General features: G+C 59.7%; 9 protein-coding genes. 8 read left to right on the top strand and 1 reads right to left on the bottom strand.

All coding sequences use genetic code 11. The features are described from left to right. Positions 1–49 precede the first annotated feature (49 nt). The 6 genes from ACQY8Q_RS15945 to ACQY8Q_RS15920 are packed head-to-tail and all read left to right on the top strand — an operon-like array spanning position 50 to position 5,843. Positions 50–1,006 (top strand): ABC transporter permease, encoded by a 957-nt coding sequence (locus tag ACQY8Q_RS15945; RefSeq protein ID WP_428427468.1) that lies wholly within the window; start codon positions 50–52, stop codon positions 1,004–1,006. A 2-nt stretch (positions 1,007–1,008) separates the two neighbouring features. Beyond that, positions 1,009–1,968, top strand: a complete 960-nt coding sequence (locus ACQY8Q_RS15940; RefSeq protein WP_428427467.1) for an ABC transporter permease — start codon at positions 1,009–1,011, stop codon at positions 1,966–1,968. After that, on the top strand, positions 1,968–2,990 hold the full coding sequence (locus ACQY8Q_RS15935; protein ID WP_428427466.1) for an ABC transporter ATP-binding protein: 1,023 nt from the start codon (positions 1,968–1,970) through the stop codon (positions 2,988–2,990). Before ACQY8Q_RS15940 ends, ACQY8Q_RS15935 begins: the two co-directional genes overlap by 1 nt. After that, positions 2,990–3,982, top strand: a complete 993-nt coding sequence (locus ACQY8Q_RS15930) for an ABC transporter ATP-binding protein (RefSeq protein WP_428427465.1) — start codon at positions 2,990–2,992, stop codon at positions 3,980–3,982. The genes ACQY8Q_RS15935 and ACQY8Q_RS15930 overlap by 1 nt, the downstream gene beginning before the upstream one ends. After that, positions 3,979–5,079, top strand: a complete 1,101-nt coding sequence (locus ACQY8Q_RS15925; RefSeq protein ID WP_428427464.1) for a four-carbon acid sugar kinase family protein — start codon at positions 3,979–3,981, stop codon at positions 5,077–5,079. Before ACQY8Q_RS15930 ends, ACQY8Q_RS15925 begins: the two co-directional genes overlap by 4 nt. A 5-nt stretch (positions 5,080–5,084) precedes the next feature. Next, positions 5,085–5,843 (top strand): FadR/GntR family transcriptional regulator, encoded by a 759-nt coding sequence (locus ACQY8Q_RS15920; protein WP_428427463.1) that lies wholly within the window; start codon positions 5,085–5,087, stop codon positions 5,841–5,843. 99 nt (positions 5,844–5,942) lie between these two features. Here the strand turns inward: ACQY8Q_RS15920 and ACQY8Q_RS15915 are convergent, their stop codons facing one another. Beyond that, on the bottom strand, positions 5,943–7,130 hold the full coding sequence (locus ACQY8Q_RS15915; RefSeq protein ID WP_428427462.1) for a polysaccharide biosynthesis/export family protein: 1,188 nt from the start codon (positions 7,128–7,130) through the stop codon (positions 5,943–5,945). A gap of 412 nt (positions 7,131–7,542) precedes the next feature. On the opposite strand from ACQY8Q_RS15915, the gene ACQY8Q_RS15910 reads away from it, so the two are divergent. Both ACQY8Q_RS15910 and ACQY8Q_RS15905 read left to right on the top strand, forming a co-directional pair. After that, entirely contained in the window at positions 7,543–15,129 is a 7,587-nt protein-coding gene (locus tag ACQY8Q_RS15910) for a type I polyketide synthase (protein WP_428427461.1), read from the top strand. Then, positions 15,126–16,541: an aminotransferase class I/II-fold pyridoxal phosphate-dependent enzyme gene (locus tag ACQY8Q_RS15905; protein WP_428427460.1), complete on the top strand. Its 1,416-nt coding sequence runs from the start codon at positions 15,126–15,128 to the stop codon at positions 16,539–16,541. The genes ACQY8Q_RS15910 and ACQY8Q_RS15905 overlap by 4 nt, the downstream gene beginning before the upstream one ends. Positions 16,542–16,563: the final 22 nt, after the last annotated feature.

The raw sequence follows: 16,563 nt of genomic DNA, 5'->3' as shown, positions 1-16,563 counted from the left end.
GGGCAAAGCTCGAAGCATCATCTTCTGAAACCAAGGGTGGGAGACTGCCATGCTGCGTTACATCGCGACCCGTTTCGTCGTCTGGGTCCCCTCCGTCCTTCTTGTCATGCTCGGCGTCTATGCGCTGGCCTATTTCGGTGCCGGCGATCCGATCAAGCTGATCTTTCTGCGCGCGCCCGGAGACGTCGCCTATAATCCCGAACGCATCGAGGCGATCCGCGAAAGTGCTGGCCTCAACCGGCCGTTCCTTGTCCAGTTCGGCAGCTATATCTGGAACCTTCTGCATGGCAATTTCGGCAATTCTCTGAGCTCCGGACGTTCCGTCTGGGCAATGATTTCAGCCGCCGCCCCCGTTTCCTTCAAGCTCGCGCTCTGTTCCGTCATTCTCACCGCCGTCGTCGCCATTCCGCTCGGGCTGATCGCGGCACTTAACCAGAATACCCGCACCGACTATGCCATCCTCGGCTCGGCGCTGTTTCTCTGGGCGATCCCGGCTTATGTCGCCGGCCCGATGCTGATGGTGATGCTGATCATGATCTTGCCCGGTTCGGCCGTGCCCTATGGCTGGGGCGGCATCTTTGATGTGCGGATCATATTGCCGCTGCTTGTTCTCTCTTTCCAGCCGATCGCGCTGATCGTGCGCCAGACCCGCGCTGCCGTGATCGAGGTGCTGTCTGAAGATTTCGTCCGCACGGCCCGTGCCAAGGGCGTTCCGGAAGTCGTCGTCGCGCTGCGCCATATCCTGCGCCCGGTGCTGACCCCCGTTGTCACCCAGCTTGGCCTGATCATGATCACCATCGTCAACGGGGCGATCTTCGTCGAGCTGGTTTTCGGCCTGCCCGGCCTTGGCCGCCTCACCGTTCAGGCGCTGACCAATACCGATTACCCCGTCATCCTCGCCATCACGCTGATCGGCTCGTTCCTGGTGATGATCTCCAACCTTTTGGTCGATGTGCTCTATCCGCTGCTCGATCCCCGCGCCAACGATACAAGAAGGAGCCGCTGACCATGTCCGTCGTTCCCATGACCAGCACCCCCATCGAGATCGAACCACCCGTCAGCCTCTGGCGTGACGCCTGGCACCGGCTGCGGCGCAACAAGCTTGCGGTCTTCGGCCTCGTTGTCGTCGTCATCCTGGCCTTCGCGGCAATCTTCGGGCCGTATCTGACCCCTTACGACTTTCTCAGCCAGGATCTGAATTCGCGCAATATCGCCCCGTCTTTGTCGCACCTGTTCGGCACCGACGATCTCGGCCGCGATGTCTTCAGCCGGGTCGTCTACGGCACGCGCACCGCATTCCTCGTCGCCATCGTCGTCACTTTCATTGCCGTCCTGATCGGCGTCACGCTCGGCGCCCTCGCTGGCTTCTTCGGCGGCTGGCTCGACCGGATCGTCATGTGGCTGACCGACATGACCATGTCGATCCCCAACCTTCTGCTCGTTGTCGTCATTAATGCCTCGCTGAAATCGCCGATCACCAGCTGGATGGAGAGCCGCTATCTGGCGACGCTCAATCCGGTCTATCGCGAAACCATCTGGGTCGACTTCCTACTGGTCTTCGGTTCGATGGCGCTGATCTCCTGGCCGCCCTATGCCCGCCTCGTCCGTGCGCAGGTGCTGTCGATCCGGTCGCGGCCTTATATCACCGCCGCCCAGGCGCTGGGGCTGACCAACCGCATCATCCTGATGCGCTATGTCGTGCCGAATGCGCTCGGCCCGCTGATCGTCGCGGTGAGCGCCGGGCTCGGCACTGCAATGGTACTGGAAAGCGCGTTCTCCTTCCTTGGCGTCGGGGTCAATCCACCGACCCCCAGCTGGGGCAACATGATCTCCGATGGCCTGCGCGTCTGGCAGCATTATCCGCATCTGCTCGCCGCACCCGCCGCCGTCCTTGGCCTCGCCTCTGTCGCCTTCTCGTTTCTCGGCGACGGGCTCAACGACGCCCTCAATCCGCGCGGAGCAAAATGATGCTGGCCAATTCACAACCATCGGCCAGGACCGGCGAGCGCCTGCTCGACGTCAAGGGCCTGACCATAGAGATCGAAACCCGCAATGGTCCCGCGACCATCGTCGATGGCATCGATCTGCATGTGAACAAAGGCGAGACCCTTGGCATCGTCGGCGAATCCGGCTGCGGCAAGAGCCTGACCATGCTGAGCATGATGCGGCTTTTGCCCAACAAGATCCGGGTCACCAAGGGCGAGGCGAATTTTGCCGGACGCGACTTGCAGAAAATGTCGAATTCCGAACTGCGCAAGGTGCGCGGCGGTGAGGTCGGCTTTATTTTCCAGGACCCGATGACCTCGCTCAACCCGGTGATGCGCATTGGCCAGCAACTGGCCGAACCGCTGATCTATCATCGTGGCATGTCGAAGGCCGATGCGCGCAAGCGGGCCGGCGAACTCTTGAAGCTGGTCGGTATTCCCGGCGCCGAGGATCGTCTCGATGCCTACCCACACGAACTCTCCGGCGGCATGCGCCAGCGCGTGATGATAGCCATCGGCCTGGCTTGCAATCCGCAACTTTTGATCGCCGACGAGCCGACCACGGCGCTCGACGTGACGATCCAGGCGCAGATCGTCGATCTGGTGAAGGACCTGCGCGACAAGCTCGGCATGTCCGTCGTCTGGATCACCCATGACCTGGCGCTGATTGCCGGTCTCGTTGACCGCATCAACGTGCTCTATGCCGGCACTGTTGTCGAGGATGCGCCGGTGGATGCGCTGTTTGCCAATCCGAGCCATCCCTATACGCAAGGGTTACTCGCCTCGATCCCGAAACTCTCCGACGAACGCTCGACGCGCCTCAGTTCGATCGGCGGCACCCCGCCGGAGCCCGGCCGCCGGCCAAAAGGCTGTCCGTTTGCGCCGCGCTGTCCGCTCGCGGAGGCGATCTGTCATGAGCGTATACCGACACTGGAAGGCCTGAGCCAAGGCGGAGTGCACCGCGTCGCCTGCTTCGTCGCCCAAAGAAAACTGGAGGCTGCGTGATGGCTGCCCAACCCTTGATGCGCATCGAACATCTGGTGAAGCATTTCCACGTCCGGCTCGGCGCCTTTGGCGAACGCGCCGCCACCGTGCATGCACTCGACGATGTCAATTTCGACATTTTCGAAGGCGAGACGCTGAGCCTCGTTGGCGAATCCGGTTGCGGCAAGTCCACCACCGGCTTCACCCTGCTCAACTTGCATCGGGCCACCGAGGGCAAGGTGATCTATCAGGGCAAGAATATCGTCGAGCTCGACGAAAAGGCGATGCGGCCCTACCGCCGCCAATTGCAGATCGTTTTCCAGGATCCCTATTCGACGCTCAACCCACGCATGACGATCGGCGAAGCCGTCGGCGAACCGATCCTGTTTCACAAGCTTGCGACCAAGGCCGAACTGAAGAACCGGATCGCCACACTGCTGGCCGATGTCGGCCTGCCGCCACGTTTTGCCTCCCGCTATCCACACGAACTATCCGGCGGCCAGCGCCAGCGCGTGGCGATTGCCCGCGCTCTTGCCTGCCAGCCCAAATTCATCGTCTGCGACGAGGCGATCTCGGCGCTCGACGTTTCCGTGCAGGCGCAGATCATCAATCTGTTGCTCGACCTGCAGCAGAAATACGGACTGACCTATCTGTTCATCGCCCATGACCTTGCGGTGGTTCGCCATATCAGCGACCGCGTCGGCGTCATGTATCTCGGACGCCTTGCCGAGCTTGCAACCCGTGAGGAGCTGTTCGAGCACCCGCTGCATCCCTACACCAAGGCGCTGCTCTCAGCCGTGCCTGAGGCCGACCCCGCGCATGAGCGCAGCCGCAAGCGGCAGGTCCTGCAGGGCGATGTGCCAAGCCCGCTATCGCCGCCCGCCGGGTGCCGTTTCCATACCCGCTGCCCGATCGCCATGGACGTTTGCGGCAAGGTGGTGCCGGAATGGCGCGAAGCCCGCCCGGGCCACATGGTTGCCTGTCATGCCGTGACGGAGGGCCTGCCCGGATGACGCTGCTCGTCGCCATCATTGCCGACGACCTGACGGGCGCGCTCGATACCGGCACGCCCTTTGTCGAGGCAGGCTTGAAGGTGGCAGTGGCAATCGACGTCGAAGCCGTGAGCGAGGCGCTCCAGCTCAACCCGGATGTCATCGTGATCAACACAGCATCACGGGCGCTGCCTGCTGATGAGGCGGCGCAGAAGATGCGGGCGGCGATTGGCTCGCTGGGTTCAACCAAGCCGCTTATTCTCTTCAAAAAAATCGATTCGCGGTTGAAGGGCAATGTCGCTGCAGAAAGTATTGCGCTTGCCGGGATGTCCGGCCGCAACCGGATCATTGTGGCACCCGCCATCCCGGATCAACAGCGCTTCACCATCGATGGCGCTGTCACAGGCCGGGGTGTCGAGATACCACTGCCGATCCGCACCCTGTTTCCCACAAACGCTTTGGCGATCGATGTTTACGATGCCAACACCGATGCCGAACTGGACGATTTGGTTCGACAAACCGACTGGTCCACCATGGTCTTCGTTGGCGCGCGCGGCCTTGGCAGCGCCTTTGCCCGCTCGCTGACAAGACCGGCTACCCTTCGCCCCCCGTTCCCGCCACCCACGGACACCCTGTTCGCCTTCGGGTCGCGCGATCCCATTACATCGGCCCAGATCGAACATCTCGCCAAACACCGGCAACTTGTGGCGATCGCCGATGCCCCGGCCGGCGAATTGTCGGCGAGGATCCATGGGCTTCCTGCGGTGGCCAGGTGCTCCGGCGAGCAGACATCGAACCCCGACCACGTCGTTTCCCGCTTTGCCGACGGCATTCGGCAGGTGGTCGAGCAGACTCACCCTGACATGCTGATGATGGGCGGCGGCGACACGGCGCTGGCGATCTTGAAAGCGCTCGGCGCCAGTGTGCTGATTCCCTCCGGCGAGATCGAGGCGGGCATTCCGTGGTTTCAAATCGAAACCCAGGACAGGCGGGTAATCTGCTGTGCAGTCAAATCGGGGGGCTTCGGTAGTATCGATTCTTTGCTAAAACTCGTGCCCGAGAATCTGCTAAGTGAAACAACGTCCCACAGGACAAGGATCGAAAAACAGGCGTGGTAAAAAAAATGGCGCAGGATGCCCCCGCAATCGAAGAGCCCGGCCCAAACGCCAAACCAGAGCGCGTCAAATCCGTGCGGCTGGTTGATCGCGTCTTCGACCAGCTACGCGAGCGCATCCGCTCCGGCAACTATCCGCCGGACTCTCGCCTGCCCGGCGAACATGAACTGGCATCGATCATGGGCGTTTCCCGTCCGATCGTGCGCGATGCGCTGGGGCGTTTGCGCGAGGAAGGCATGGTCTATTCGCGCCAAGGGGCCGGCACCTTTGTCAGCGCCCAGGCATCGCCCGCCACGCATCTTGCCTATTCGCCGGTCAAGACCATTGCCGATATCCAGCGCTGCTACGAGTTTCGCCTGACGATCGAGCCGGTCGCCGCCTTCTTTGCCGCCCAGCGCCGCGACGATGCCGCTATCCAGAAGATCGCCGCCGCCCTTGCCGACCTGCGCGAGGCAACCAGCCATCAACTGCACCGCACCGATGCCGATTTCGTTTTCCACAGAAGCGTCACCGAGGCCGCCAACAATCATTACTACACCGCCTCCATTGAAGCGCTGAAGCCCCACATCGCCGTCGGCATGCACCTGCACGGCCTGTCACTGATGGGGCCACGGCTCGGACTGGAAAAAGTCTTCGAAGAACACAACGCCATCTATCAGGCCATCGCCGATGGCCGCGCCGACGATGCGCAGAAAGCCATGCGCCTCCACCTCGAAGGCTCCCGTAACCGCCTGTTCGAAGACCGGGTGCTCGATCTCTCCTTCTGACCGAGCAGAGAAAACGTAATAGGTCAAAAAATGAAAAAACCAGCGCTCTGCTCGAGCGCTGGTTTTTTCATTGTGCGGATAGTGCTCCGTAGAGAGCAATCAGTTTTCGAGATCTTGAATATCCTGCGCGACATTCGTCACGCCATTTGCAATGCCGATTGGTCTAGCCACGAATGCCATGAATTTCGAAAGGTCGACGGACGGATGGCGGGATGCGTAGATCACGTCGCGGCTCTTGACCGGGAATGTCTGTCCAACAATCAAGCTATCCGGCTGGGTCATGTTGAGACGGTAAACGATCGGATAACGCCCAACGCTGTCCGGAGCCATGCCCTTGCGTAACATGGCATTGAACCGTTCGGTGCCCAGAAGGCTCATGACGACGTCCGGCTCTTCGTAGCGGAAGACAAAATAACCCTTGGCATCGATAGTGGTGTCATTACCGCCACCGGCAAGCGCCACAGCTTCGAGCAGATTAAGTTCGCTGGCGCCGAATTCGACACGTTTATTGATCTTGGTCGAACCGAGAACCGTAAACGTGCGGGGCTCGCGCGTCACGAAAATCTGGTCGCCGGGCTGGACCCGAACATTTTCCGACGGATTTTCGATGATCGACTTCAACAGTGCCGTACCGGTCTTCTTGCCACGGACCAATGTCACGTAGGTTTCGTAAGGCTGAGCAACCGGGCCGCCCGCCTTGGCAATGACTTCGTTAATCGTCTCGCTGACCAGGCTCAAAGGCACGACGGACGCGCGGCCGACCGCACCTGACACGGTGACGTTGCGCGATGCTGTCGACAAGCTGGTGACAATTACATCGGGTTCGACGGCCTTCTTCACAAGAGCAGCGAGAATTGTCTCGCGGGCCTGCTCCAGAGTCTTCCCTGCGAACTGGACCGGACCGACATACGGGATCGTCGCCATGCCATTCGGCTGCACGACCAGGTCCATATTCGTCTGCTTCGAATCTGTTGTAGAAAACAAGCCGTCACTGCCAGCTTCGAAGATCGTCACTTTGAGTGCGTCGCCAACACCGATAACGACGCGGCCAACGCCCCCGCCGATACCGAAGCGGCGATTGAGTGCCGTTGCCACATAGTCGGAAACGAGGCGTGCCGAACGGGCATCCACGTCGACAATGTCATAAGCGACCGTGTTTTGCCGGCCGATTTCCTGCGCCGAAAGGCCGGCATCCTTGGTAATTGCGGAAGAAAGGGGACCTTCGCCCGGAACTGCCTGACATCCCGTGAGAAGGGCGCAAACCAGGATTGCATTCAAACGGTTCAATTAACGCACTCCGAAATCGACCCTATTTTGGTATTTGTATTACCAAAGGTGCCGCTGCATTCTAATAATCGGAATTCCGATTGCCCTTGAAAAGCACAATCGTTGTCCCACAACAAGCCATTCACGGTCACATCCGCTTAAATAATTCGCAGTGCGCCTTTCTGGCAATAGGTTCTCCACAATGGGTTACGGCCTGTCGTTATAATTGTCTTGGGCCGCACAGTACCCCGTGTATGTTCCCACAAAAGGGTTGAAACCTCGTGAAGATGACTTAAAAAAGATGCTAATATAGCCGAAACCCAAAGAATGCCGAAATGATCCACGGATCAGGGGAAGAAGTTCAGGTTGCTTTTTCGTGTATCAAGTGCAATCAGCAAGATCATTCACAGCAGTTCAGAGCGTTCGATATAATATGACAGTTGAAATCATAGGGCGCGCATGTCTCGCCCCTGGCGCGAATTCGCCGCAGGCGTTGTTTCGAATCTTGCGCCAGGGCAAATGCACGGTCACGCGTATTCCATCTGATCGCTGGGACCTTGCACGCTTTTGGCACCCTGTCATCGGCAACCCAGGCAAGACCTACTCCTTTGCCGCCGGAGTGCTTGATAGTATCTATGATTTCGACCCGGCAGCCTTCGGCATGTCGCAGCGCGAAGCCATGCACATGGACCCGCAGCAGCGGGTTTTGTTGCAACTGGCCTGGCGCGCGCTGGAAGATGCCAACATTTCCGTCCCGTCGCTGCATGGTGAAAATGTCGGCGTTTATATCGGTGCGTCCAGCCTCGACCACGCCAATCTGACCGTGGAAGATCCCGCTGCCGCCGGTCCTTATTTCATGACTGGAAACACGCTTTCTATCGTTTCCAACCGTATTTCCCATATTTTCGGCTTGAGCGGCCCGAGCATGACGGTCGATACCGCCTGTTCGTCGTCCTTGGTTGCGCTCGATCAGGCGATGCGCGCGCTGAACGCGGGTGAAATCGATACGGCGATCGTCGGCGGCATCAATGTCCTTGCCCACCCGCTGCCGTTTGTCGGCTTTGCGCAGGCGCGCATGTTGTCGCCGGAAGGGCTCTGCCGCGCTTATGATAATGACGGCGCCGGTTATGTCCGCGCCGAAGGTGGTGTGGTGTTCGTTCTGCGCCGTTCCGACCGGGCACGGCAGGAAAAAGACCGCAGCTACGCCAAGATTGTTGCGACCGGCGTCAATTCTGCCGGACGCACCAACGGCATTTCGCTGCCGTCGCGAGAAGCACAGGCCAATCTCCTGCGCGCCATCTACGAAGGCAACAATATCGATTCCAACCAGGTTGCCTTCGTCGAAGGCCATGGAACGGGCACCAAGGTCGGCGACCCCTCCGAAGTCTGGTCGATCGGTACGGTGATCGGCGCCAACCGGCGGGCGCCGGTACCGATCGGCTCGATCAAATCGAATATCGGCCATACGGAGCCGGCATCCGGTCTGTTCGGCATGCTCAAGGCCGTCATGGCACTTGAAAACAACTATCTGCCAGCGTCTCTGCACTTCGACACGCCAAACGAAAACATCGATTTCGACGGTCTGAACGTTCGCGTGACCGGCAACCCGATTGAACTGCTGCGCGGCAAGCGCGCGCGCCTGGCAGGCATCAACTCCTTTGGCTTTGGCGGCGCCAATGCCCACGTCGTGATCAGCGATCCAGACCCTATTCAGGACGAACGCAGCCGTAACAACGCCACCGGCCATGTTTTCATGGCAAGCGCCCATACGGTGGGCAGCCTTGAGGAATTGCTGAAGTCGTATAAATCGACATTCGCCAAGACCTCCAAGGATGAAGCCCGGGCCGTCATTGCCGCGTCCGGTGCTAACCGTACGCAGATGCGCCACCGTTTCGCGGCGCGCAGCGACCATCCTGAAGACATTATTCGGGCTATTGCCAGCCACCTTGAAAAGCCGGCATCCGATATCGGCGAGACCGGCGAAGCGGTGACGAAGGATGCAAAGGTTGCGTTCGTCTTCTCCGGTAACGGCTCGCAATGGGCCGGCATGGGTGTCGAGGCCTTCCGCGAAAACCTGCATTTCCGCCAGTGTTTCACCTCGGTGAGTGCTCTGTTCAAGTTCCATTCGGACATCGTGCTGACGGATCTGCTGACAGATCCGGATCTGGACAGGAAGCTGTCCGACACCAAGTACGCCCAGCCGCTCTTGTTTGCGGTCCAGGCGGCGCTGTCGGATTCGCTTGTCGCCATGGGCATCAAGCCCACGGCCGTGTTCGGTCATTCGGTCGGTGAAATCGCTGCGGCTTATGCCGCCGGTGCTCTATCGCTGGTGGATGCTGTTTCGATCGTTGCCAAACGCTCGCTGCACCAGGATCTCCTGGCCGGTCAGGGCACGATGGCCGCCGCCATGCTCGGTGAAGATGCGGCAAATGCTTTTGCCAAGTCGCGCGGTCTTGAGCAAATCTGCGTTGCCGCTATCAACGCGCATAACTCCGTAACGATTTCCGGCCCTGCACACGAGGTTTCCGCCTTCCGCGATGCCGCCCGCAAGGCGAAGATCCCCGTCCAGATTCTCGACATCAACTATCCGTTCCACCACCCGATCATCGATCGGGCCAAGAAGGCCTTCCTCGCCGATATCCCGGATATTGCGCCGCGCAAAACGGAGCTTGCCTACCTGTCCACCGTCACCGGTGCGCGCATGGATGGCACGCAGCTCGATCCCGACTACTGGTGGAAGAACGTTCGCGAACCGGTCCGCTTCCAAGCTGCGACTGAGGCAGCCATTGAGCTCGGCTGCAGCCTGTTCATTGAAATCTCACCGCGGCCAATCCTCTCGTCCTACATCAAGGAAACGGTCAAGCAAGCATCAATTCCCGGTACGGTCGTTGCGACCTTGCTGCGCGACGGCGGTGAAAAGGGCCAGGATCCGATCTCCCGCGCAATGTCGCGTGCGATTGCCCATGGCGCGGCCTTCGACGAAGCGCGACTGTTTGGCAAGCGCAACGCGTTTGTCCGCCTTCCGAACCTGCCGTTCGAACAGACCGAACTGCGCCCGGCATCTACGAGTGACGCCACCGACCTGTTCGGCCGCGGCTCGAAAACTCCCTATACGCTGGCTGGCTGGCGGGCTGATCTTAATAGCGGCAGCTGGAAGAACCATATCGACGCGCATCTGTTTCCCGATCTGGCGGAGCATATCGTCGATGGCAAGGCTATCCTGCCGGGCAGTGGTTTCATCGAGATCGCCATTTCGGCTGCGCAGCAATACTATGGCACCACAGAAGTCGATATCACCAATCTGGAGATCGTGCGGCCGCTGGAGCTTGCCGACAACCGGATGATGGAACTGTCGACCATCCTGTCGCCGGAAACCGGCGATATCGAAATCCGCTCTCGTGAGCGTCTTTCCGAAGACGACTGGGCTGTGCATGCGGTCGCACGAAGCCGCAAGCCGATCCCGTCCGACGAGATTGCCTCCGGGAACGCCTTTGCCAACCTGGAAAAAACGGCCACTGTAACGCCTGCGAAAGCCTACGAGACTGCCCGTCAATTCGGCCTGGATTACGGTCCGCGCTTCCAGTTGATGGTAAGGGCCGTCTCCTATGGCGACCGTTTCATCGACGTCGAGCTGAAAGAGCCCGAGAAGACCGGGAACCCCTTTGTCACTTACAGCCTCAATCCGATTTCCGTGGATGCAACCTTCCATGGAATGGTCGCGCTGTTTGACCGCTTTACCGGTGATGCCGGCGGGGCACCCTATATTCCGGTGCGCTTCGGCTCAGTTCGCCTCACGAATTCCGGCCTGACCGTCAAGCGGGCCGTGGTCGAAATCGAGCGCATCAGCCCAAATTCGATCAAGGCAAAGTTCCGTTTCTTCGGCAAGGCAGGCGAACTCATCGCAGCATTCGACGACTGCCGCTTCCGCCGGACCTATCTGCGCCAGCACAAGACACTGGACATGCTGTCCTTCCACTACGAAGCCGTGTCTTCCGACCGTGCTGCGCCGCTTGCGGCATTGGAGCGATCGAAGACACTGCCGCTGCCGTTGCTTCCCGCAATGGAAGAGAACGGCATCGACAACACGACACTGCTGTTCAACGCGGCAATCTACCGCGCTTGCCACGAAATAGCACTTAAGCTCGGCAAGGACACGGCCAAGGTCGATACACGGTCGCTACCCGGCGATTTTGCATTCCGCTGCTTCCTGGCCAACTGTCTCTATGTCCTTGAAGACGCAGGCCTGTGCGACCACAAGGCCGGCAGCTGGAAGATTGCCGAAGAATACTCGTTACCTCCGGTCGGCGATATCCTCAAGGAGCTTTACGGCGAATGCTCGGAGCGCGCCGTTGAGGCGGTGCTGATCAACAACTCCTACGCTGAGGCGCTTGACAGGATCGACGACCTTTTTGCCTCCGAACTATCGGGCAACGAGGTTGAAGCGCTGAGCAAACAGCAAAGCTTCATCAGCGATGCGACGCTTGACCACCAGACCGTTCACTCCCAATCCACCCGCCAACGCATGGATCTGGTTCTGGCGGCGGTCGAAAAGGCCCTGACCAGCGAAAATGGCAAAACCGACCTGCGGATTGTCGAGGCGGGCACTGTCTCTGCCGGTTTCACCCGCAAGCTGGCAACTTTGGCTGCAAAATACAGTGCCAGCCTGATCGTTGTCGAACCACGCGAAAATGCCCAGCGCAATCTCGAAATCGCCTTCGAGGAAGACGCACATGTCCGTGTTCTGAAGAAGGACACTTTCTCAACCCTTCCCGCTTTCGATCTCGTTGTCAGTGCTTCGGACACGATTTTTACACTGATCGATGAAGATGGCGCCATCCGCAATGCCCTGCGCGTCTGCCTGCAGGAAAATGGGGCACTTATCGCTGCCACCAATGCACCGACAGTGTTCAGCGATTTTGCTTTCGGATTGACCGAGAGCTGGTTCGCCCGCACACAGGCCGTCGAGTTCCCCATTGGCAAGCTGGCAACGGTGACGCAATGGCAGAAAGATCTGACCGATCTGGGCTTGCGCAATATCACCGTTGAAGATCGCGAGCTATCGCACGGAAACATCATTACCGTCGAAGCGCAAGGTGGTCAGTTTACCGACGCCACCCAGGCTACTGATACGCAGCCGGGAGAGGTTGCAAGGCCGGTACTCGTTCTGCATGAAGGCAGTGTTTCAAGCCTGCAGAACAAACTGCCTTCGGGCAAGGATGCCATTCAGGCGCCTCTTATCCAGGTACAATTGACGGGTGATTTTGAGGCCGACAAGCGTAAGATCGCCGAGGCGATCGAGGGATTGAACGAGAAGCCGGTACGGGCGGTCTATCTGTCATCCCCGACAACAGCGGATCGTAGTCAGGATTCGGCTGCTCTGCAAAATCGCGTTCTGTCGCTCAGTGCCTTTGCCGAAGCGCTTCGCCAGCATTATGCCCATGCGGAGCCTGCAGCCGATCAACGTCCCTGCCTCGTGATCGCGGCTCAAGGTGGTGCACCTGTCACGCTGAGCACGCGCGACAAGGATGTGTCCGGCTCTAGCGTCAACAGTGGCCTGTGGGCATTCGCCCGCGTGCTGCAGAACGAATATGACTTCCTCGATATCCATTCGCTTGATTTCACTGGCCCCAAGGCCAGCGTCGGTAATCAGCTTGCCGCTGCGATCTCGATGCTTGGCGATGCCAGCGGAAACCGCGAATGGCTGCTTGACGGAAAGAGCGGTATCCTTTCGGAGATCCGTGCCGTCCCCGGTCCGGTCGACCAAAGCTTGCGCAAGACGATCGATTTCAAGGCTGCAACGATCCGCCAGCGTGTCAGTTCGCAGGTCGGCAGCATTGCCTGGGAGCAGTCCGAAATCCCGCAGGCAGGCCCGAACGATGTCGTCGTTGCGGTTGCTGCAACCGGTCTGAACTTCCGCGACGTGATGTGGGCGATGGGACTTCTGCCGGAAGAAGCGCTCGAAGACGGCTTTGCCGGAGCAACGATCGGCATGGAGCTTTCCGGCCATGTTGTTGCCATCGGCAACGGCGTCAAGGATCTTTCGGTTGGCGATGCTGTCATGGCGATCGCGCCTGCAGCCTTTTCCACCCATGTTGTCGTTTCACGCTCGGGTGTCGCCCGACTGCCGGAAACCGTCAGCCCCGTTGCGGCAGCGACCGTTCCGGTTGCCTTCCTCACCGCCTATTACGCAATGATCGAGCTTGGCCGCATCCGGGCAGGCGAAACGATCCTGATCCACGGCGCGGCCGGAGGTGTCGGCCTTGCCGCTCTGCAGGTTGCCAAACTTGCCGGGGCGAAGGTCATCGCCACGGCGGGAACGCGCGAAAAGCGCCGCTTCCTGAAAATGCTCGGCGCCGATCACGTCTTTGATTCGCGTTCGCTGGCCTTCGTCAACGACATCCTCGGCGTCACCGGCGGCGAAGGCGTCGATCTGGTGCTCAATTCGCTGTTTGCCGAAGCCATGGAACAGAGCCTGTCGTTGGTAAAGCCATTCGGCCGCTTCCTCGAACTGGGCAAGCGCGACTACTATGCGGACAGCAAAATCGGCCTTCGGCCATTCCGCCGCAACATCAGCTATTTCGGCATCGATGCCGACCAGCTGCTGGTCAATGCGCCTGATTTGACGAAGCGGATTTTCACCGAAATCGGTGCGCTGTTCGAAGAGGGCAAGCTGGTGCCGCTGCCCTACCGTGCTTTCGGGTTCGACGAGATTGGCAATGCCTTCCGCCTGATGCAGAACGCCGGCCATATCGGCAAGATCGTCGTACTGCCGCCCGTTGCAGGACGCGATGAGGTTTCCAACCGGCCGGCTGGCCGCATGTCGGTCGATAGCCTCGGCGTTCATCTGGTCGTTGGCGGTATCGGCGGGTTTGGTCTCGCCGCTGCCAACTGGATGGTCGAAAAGGGCGCACGCAACATCGCGCTTGCTACCCGGCGCGGCATTGCCGATATCGAGACCCTCGAAGTGATCAAGCGCTGGGAGAACATGGGCGTTTCGGCGACCATTCATGCCTGCGACGTGACCGACGAGGCCGCTGCGGATGCTTTGTTGAAAACACTTCGCCAGATTGGTCCCCTGAAGACCGTTGTTCACGCTGCGATGGTTCTCGATGATGCACTGATCAACAATCTCAACCGCGAACGCAACCGTCCGGTTATCGACGTGAAAGCGCAAGGGGCAGCCGTTCTCGACCGCTTGACACGCACGGACGCGCTTGAACACTTCATCATGTTCTCATCGGCAACGACATTGGTCGGCAATCCAGGCCAGGCCAACTACGTGGCTGCCAACGGCTATCTCGAAGGTCTTGCCCGCGCACGGCGGCTTGAAGGATTGCCGGGACTGGCCATCGGCTTTGGCGCGATCGCCGACAAGGGCTATCTGGCGCAAAACACCGACGTCAACGATCTGCTCTCCAAGCGTATCGGCAAGACGGCGCTGAAGGCTCAATCCGCCCTTAACCAGGTCGAGAGCTATATCCGCTCCGATCCGGGCACGGTGGATGCCGCCGTGGCAATGATCTCCGAACTTGATTGGGCAGCGGCGCGCAATCTGCCGGTTGTGCGCAACGCCCTGTTTAAGGTCATCCTGCGAACGGCTGACCAGCACACCGCAGGCAGCGATGGCACGACCATGGATCTCGTGGCGATGATCGAAGGAAAGTCGCCACAGGAAGCCGAAGACATTCTCTATGATCTGGTGGCCAGCGAGATTGCCGCTATCCTGCGCGTGTCGAAGGATACGATCTCACGCAACAAGATTCTCAAGGAAATCGGCCTCGATAGCTTAATGGCCGTGGAACTGGGGATCAGCTTCCAGCAAAATACCGGCTTCGACATGCCGCTGAGTGGCGTCGCCGATAATACGACCGTCGGCGATGTAGCGCGCAAGCTTTATGACAAAGTCAGCAAGCGGGATCAGGGCAGCAGCGAAGACAGCGAGCCAGCCGACAACAAGATCGTCAACGAGCTCACCCAGCGCCATGCCGGCAACGGTGTGGAGAAGGCAGTCGGCCAATGAGCGATAACGAGGAACATAACAGCGTCTCGAAGATGAACAGCAGCCTGAAGGAAAACCTTCTGGACAAGATGCGCAATGCGCATCAGTCGTCCGAACGCAACCGCATGGCTCGTTCCGAACGCGACGTTCCTCCCCCGGTCAGGCGCAAGCAGACGCGGTTCGAGGATTTGCCTGAATACAAGCAGGTGCAGACGCAGAAGATGGCCAGTGAGCAGCTGGGCATCGACAACCCGTTCTACCGCGCGCACCAGACCGCCGCCGGTGCAACGACGGTGATCGACGGACGCAAGCTGATCAACTTCGCGTCCTATGATTATCTCGGTCTCAACCGGCATCCGCATGTTCTGGCCCAGGCTCGCGACACCATCAACACTTTCGGCATCTCGGCATCGGCCAGCCGCCTCGTGGCGGGAGAACGTCCGGCGCACGCAGAACTGGAAGAACGCATTGCCGCCTTCTATGGCGTCGAAGCGTCCGTCTGTTTCGTCAGCGGCTACCTCACCAATGTCGCAGCAATCAGCTGCCTGATGGGGCCGAAGGACCTCGTCGTGCACGACGAGTTCATCCACAACAGTGCGCTTGCCGGCATCAAGCTCTCCGGCGCCACCCGGCGCCTGTTCAAGCACAATGACGCGAACGATCTGGAACATGTGCTGCGCACGGTTGCAGGCGACTACCGCCGTATCCTGGTGATCGTCGAGGGCGTCTACTCGATGGATGGTGATATCGCCAACCTTCCGGCCATCGTGAAGCTGAAGACCGAATACGGCTTCTGGCTGATGGTTGATGAGGCCCATTCACTCGGCATTCTCGGCAAGCGCGGCAAAGGCACGTTCGAATATTTTGGCATCGATCCGCGCCAGGTCGACATCTGGATGGGAACGCTCTCCAAGACGACATCGAGCTGCGGCGGCTATATCGCCGGTAGCGGCGCTCTGGCGGCTGTGCTGAAGGCAACCGCAGGCGGCTTCGTCTACAGTGTCGGCCTTGCACCTGTTCTGACCGCATCGGCGATCGCCAGCCTCGATATTCTGGAAGGCGAGCCGGAACGCGTCGCCGCCTTGAGGCGCAATGGTGCCCTCTTCCTCAAGCTTGCGCAGGAAGCTGGCCTCGACACGGGTCTGAGCGCGGGCTTTTCCGTAGTTCCGGTTCTGGTCGGCGATTCACTGCGGGCAGTGCAACTGTCGAACGATCTTCTTGCCGCCGGCATCAACGCACTGCCGATCATCCATCCGGCAGTTCCGGAAGGCATGGCGCGTTTGCGTTTCTTCATCACCAGCGAACATACCGAAGAACAGATCCGCCAGACCGTGGCGATGACGGCTGAGAAGCTCAAGGATCTCACCGAGCGGAATTTCGGTCTTGCATCGATCGATGTCCAGCAGATGATGAAGATGCTCGCCTCCCGATAACGCGCTCCAGAAACGGCTAGGC

Origin of the sequence: Pararhizobium sp. (assembly GCF_965279435.1) — a bacterium.
GTDB lineage: Bacteria > Pseudomonadota > Alphaproteobacteria > Rhizobiales > Rhizobiaceae > Pararhizobium.
Note: the sequence above shows the minus strand (reverse complement) of the source record. Positions and strands in the feature narration are given on the sequence as shown.